The sequence below is a fragment of the Asticcacaulis sp. genome (genome assembly GCF_027484505.1).
Classification (GTDB): Bacteria; Pseudomonadota; Alphaproteobacteria; order Caulobacterales; family Caulobacteraceae; genus Asticcacaulis.
Map to the genome: position 1 here is coordinate 1 of NZ_JAIXSV010000035.1, position 4396 is coordinate 4396.

The window sequence follows — 4396 nt, forward strand, 5'->3', positions numbered from 1 at the left end:
ACCCGCACAAAAGTGCTGGACCGCCTGCACATGCTGCGTCAGCAGATGGCCCGCGATCCGGGCCGGGAGCGGGCGAACCTGTCGCTGGCCGACTATATCGCCCCCAAATCCAGCGGCATCGCCGACTGGATCGGCGGCTTTGCCTGCACGGCGGGCATCGGCCTGGACGAACGCGCCAAGACCTTTGAGGCCGCGCACGATGATTACAGCGCCATCCTGCTGAAGGCCCTGGGCGACCGTCTGGCGGAGGCCTTTGCCGAACGCCTGCATGAACGTGTGCGCACCGAGCTGTGGGGCTACGCGGCCGGTGAGACCCTGACCAACGAGCAGCTGATCGCCGAAGCCTATCGCGGCATCCGCCCCGCCCCCGGCTACCCCGCCTGCCCCGACCACACGGAAAAATCCACCCTGTTCCGTCTGCTGGACGCCACCAATATCGCCGGCATTACCCTGACCGAAAGCTTCGCCATGCTGCCGACGGCCGCCGTCAGCGGCTGGTACTTCGCCCACCCCGACGCCAAATATTTCGGCGTCGCCAAGATCGAACGCGACCAGGTCGCCGACTATGCCGCCCGCAAGGGCATGAGCCTGCCCGACATGGAACGCTGGCTGGCCCCCAACCTGAACTATGATCCCGACGCGGCGGAGCGGGCAGCGGTGACGGCAGCGTGAGGGGGCTCACACGCCGCCGTCACCCACCCCCAACCGTCATCCCACCCCCAACGTCTTCCCGGCGTAAGCCCATAGGCGCGAACTTATAAGATTTGCTTTACCGCAGAAGCCCCTTCTACCGTCACCCCGGCGAAGGCCGGGGCCCAAGTCATAAAGCCAAGCGCTTGTCACCTGGGCCCCGGCATCCGCCGGGGTGACGGTAGTGTGGGCGGAATTGGTGTGCTCAGCCATCTAAGTTAGCACCCATGGCCGAAAGCGAAGACCCAGCGTCATGCGCGATCAGCGCCGATATGACTCACAACCCGCCGCCAACGCCCCCCTCAGTGCCCATCTGACCGCGCCCCCCCGCACCAGCCGTCACCCCACCCCCAACCGTCATCCCGGCGAAAGCCGGGACCCAGCGTAAGGCGCGATCAGCGCCGATATGACTCGGTTCTGGCACCGCCGCCAACGCCCGACCCCGCTCAGTGCCCGTCCGGCCAGAACCCCGCATCCATGATCTGCTCAAACGACCATGGACATTCCGCCGGAAACGTCGTTTCCGAGAGGCCGGTTTCCGCGCTCACCTGGATCAGGGCCGTACCGTAAGCCTGCTCAATCGCCTCCCCCACCTTGGCTTTCAGGCTGGGGTTGTCGTTGAGGTGAACAACAAGGTCACGCCGCTGCACCCGGATCGTCGCCTCCCAGGAAGCCCCCCGCCGCACCGGTTGAAACTGCCATTTCAGCAGATGCAGCAACAGAACCGTCAGAAGCCTGATCAACTCACGCTTCTCCGTCCTGCCCAGGCTCTCTATTTCCTCTGCAATATTCTCGATATCCGCCGCCGACAGCTTCCCCGCCCGCAGCAGGGCTGCCTGCTCACTGGCCCAGGCATAGAAATCCGTCTCATAGAGCGTCCCGCTCATGGCGCACCTCTACCCATCGAAACAGCTTGGATCATAAGGTCCAGACCAAACCCTGTCCAGCAAGCCCCCTCGGGATCGAGAGGGCGGGAGAGCCGCCACCGTTTCGCCAGTCACGCCGGAACCAGCGGCCCATGATGGCAGAAATCGAAGCCAATGACGGCGCGCCCCCCGCATTCTTTTCCGCGAAACCGCGGACGCGGCGTCAGGCGCGATCAGCGCCGATATAAATACGCTCGGGCTCATTTCTTGGCGCGCAAACGCATAAGCCTTTCGAAGATTTTCATGTGTTATTTCCAGCCCAAATTCATAAAAGAGAAAAAGTTCGAATCTGGACATTATGATAGATTTATTGATAATTCTTTTCGTATCTCTTCCTTTTTTCTTTTCTCAAAGCAATATCCCATAACAGATCTACTGCTGATATTGCTTGCACCCTGAAAATAATTCTTAAAGAAAACCAGATATACCAAAACTACATTCCCAATTACGGCCCGCTCCCTTGTACTCCATTGAGATAATGAAGATTTATCTGAAGGAAAAATAGCTAGCTGCTCAGCTTCACGTGCCATTCTAAAATTTTTTGATGACCCATGTACCGCCTTTGATAATGTAGCATATTCTTTTGCAAGATTGCTAACACACGAAAACTTCCTTTCATATGGTTCGTAATCTGGATGTAATAAAATATATTTGCATAGATCGGAGAAGCCAATTTTAAATTGTCCGACTTGCCATTGCCTCAATTCTACTTTGTGATCCATATAGTATAGAACACACAATGAATTCTCCAAGAAACTTCTCATCGCCTGCAGAGCTGCTCTCCACGAACCCTGTGCAGCGCTAATATGAGAGACTAAAATATCGTTCTGTGCCTCTAAGAAAAACTCACCGCATTCAGGAGAACATTCTTTATATACTACTGTTGACCTTATAACCTGAACAGAAAGCATTCTCTTGTAGCTTTGAAGCATTAGAGGATTTTCGACAGACTTAGCCGAATTTCCAGAGAGTGAGCTAGACCATCTTTCAAAGAAAGACCTAAAGTTATTCTCTATTTCGTCGTCGATCATGTTGAACCCTTTAACAGAAACTGCAAAGCATTCATTAGCTCTGGAGAGGTAGCGCTTCGTTTCTTTGACTCAGATGATACAATATTTTTTCGTAAATTCTCGTCTTGCTCCAAATGGCGTAAAATTTTACCAAGGACATCACGAGCGGCGTCTCGAGCGCGAATCTCAATAGGCAGCTCAAATTCTTTTATGAACCCAGCCCAATCATTTTTGTCAAACTCCGAGAGAGCTATGAGTGTACCAAGAGCGGCGGGAACATCTGATCGCGAAACAGTACGATTCTTTTTCGAATTGGAAAAAAAATCTTCGATTTCTTGATTCGGCCCGCTACGCAGTATCTGCGATACAAGCGTCAGAATTTTGGCCACTTCATGGGTTTTCATTTCCACCCCAGCTTGATTAGAAGCTCATCGGACATAGCGCGGAACTCTGAAATCGCACTGGCATCACTCATACCATATATGCTCCGGTTTTTGGCAGCTGCTTCACTAACCGACGACCTTTCAGTTATCTCTGTATCAAATATCAAATCACCAAAAGTAGTCCGTAATGTTTGCTTCGTTTGGGATCGAAAAAACGACGGTCTGCCAACACGAGACATAACTATACCCGCCAAATTAATCTTGTTCTCCAAATCAACGGATAACTTCTCAACCCTGTTTTTCAACAGACCAATCCCAATACTTGAAAGATAGTCAGGTGAAACAGGTATTACATAATCCGTGCTCATAGCCAGTGCGTTCTGAGTTGGTATCGTTAGATTTGGCGGACAATCACATACAATTATATCATATTTAGATATCAAATCCTTAAGCGCCCGACGTAATCTTGTCTCCCGTGCAACCTCAGCTCCCATATCTAAGTCTACTGTAAATAAATCCAAATGCGATGGTATCAAATCAACGCCAGAAAAGACGCTTTTTACTATTACGTCAGCAGCCTTTTTCCCAAAAGCATCCACAGATGTGTGATTTCTAACCCCCAGAAGATTTGCTACAGTTCCACGCTTCTTGGCATGGTCCTCCCATTTATCAATGGGCATACAAGAAAATGTAGCGTTTGTTTGAGGGTCAAGGTCAATCAAAAGGGTCTTATAACCCTCGGAACCACAATAAGCGGCGAAATTTACCGATAATGCTGTCTTTCCGACACCACCCTTCAAGTTGACAAACGAAATAATAGAGTATTCTTCACCCGCCATGACACGCACCTCAGGTATGTTATCTAGAAAGTTTATCAAAATATCATCAGCACTGCAACTGATTGCCTAAAATCGAAAATTCAAACAAAATGAAATAATTTATTCCATAATGATATAGAATGGAAAATATTTTAACAAACATTGGCTTTATTTTAAGAATTGCACAAAATAAAAATTCATCGAGATACTAGAAATTACCATATTAAATAAACACAACTAAAAGAAATATTTGGTCGCCACTCAAAACGCCCCAACCGCCTCCCGCAGCACCCGCTCCCGCATCTCCGGCTTCATCGCCGCCGCCTCGGCCACATCAACAGAGCGGCCCAGCAGGCGGGAGAGGTCGTTCTGGATACGCACGATGCCCAGCAATGACACGGGCGTGGCGGGGTCGATGTCCAGCAGCACATCCACATCACTGTCGGCCTGTGCCTCCCGCCGGGCCAGCGACCCGAACAGGGACAGATGGCGCACGCCCAGCGCCCGCAATGCCGGCTGATGCCGGCGCAGGCGGTTCAGGACCTCGTCACGGTCCAGCGGGTGGGTAT

Annotated in this window: 6 protein-coding genes; 1 reads left to right on the top strand and 5 read right to left on the bottom strand. The window is 51.8% G+C overall.

The annotated features are described in order from the left end of the window. On the top strand, positions 1–672 hold a 672-nt coding region (locus tag Q0072_RS01890), incomplete at its 5' end, for a vitamin B12 dependent-methionine synthase activation domain-containing protein (RefSeq protein ID WP_298324905.1). A 464-nt stretch (positions 673–1136) separates the two neighbouring features. Here the strand turns inward: Q0072_RS01890 and Q0072_RS01895 are convergent. From Q0072_RS01895 to Q0072_RS01915, 5 genes are all read right to left on the bottom strand, one after another. Continuing rightward, entirely contained in the window at positions 1137–1577 is a 441-nt protein-coding gene (locus tag Q0072_RS01895; RefSeq protein ID WP_298324907.1) for a DUF29 domain-containing protein, read from the bottom strand. A gap of 335 nt (positions 1578–1912) precedes the next feature. Next, positions 1913–2647: a hypothetical protein gene (locus Q0072_RS01900; protein WP_298324909.1), complete on the bottom strand. Its 735-nt coding sequence runs from the start codon at positions 2645–2647 to the stop codon at positions 1913–1915. Further along, positions 2644–3030: a hypothetical protein gene (locus Q0072_RS01905; protein ID WP_298324913.1), complete on the bottom strand. Its 387-nt coding sequence runs from the start codon at positions 3028–3030 to the stop codon at positions 2644–2646. The genes Q0072_RS01900 and Q0072_RS01905 overlap by 4 nt, the downstream gene beginning before the upstream one ends. Further along, positions 3027–3848: a ParA family protein gene (locus Q0072_RS01910; RefSeq protein WP_298324915.1), complete on the bottom strand. Its 822-nt coding sequence runs from the start codon at positions 3846–3848 to the stop codon at positions 3027–3029. Before Q0072_RS01910 ends, Q0072_RS01905 begins: the two co-directional genes overlap by 4 nt. Before the next feature lie 240 nt (positions 3849–4088). Further along, positions 4089–4396 (bottom strand): nucleotidyltransferase domain-containing protein (locus Q0072_RS01915; RefSeq protein ID WP_298324918.1); only part of this gene is annotated, 308 nt, incomplete at its 5' end.

Bases quoted from the DNA above. Each gene is read 5' to 3' on its own strand.
- Q0072_RS01895 (WP_298324907.1), bottom strand. From the start codon at position 1,577: ATGAGCGGGACGCTCTATGAGACGGATTTCTATGCCTGGGCCAGTGAG.
- Q0072_RS01900 (WP_298324909.1), bottom strand. From the start codon at position 2,647: ATGATCGACGACGAAATAGAGAATAACTTTAGGTCTTTCTTTGAAAGA.
- Q0072_RS01905 (WP_298324913.1), bottom strand. From the start codon at position 3,030: ATGAAAACCCATGAAGTGGCCAAAATTCTGACGCTTGTATCGCAGATA.
- Q0072_RS01910 (WP_298324915.1), bottom strand. From the start codon at position 3,848: ATGGCGGGTGAAGAATACTCTATTATTTCGTTTGTCAACTTGAAGGGT.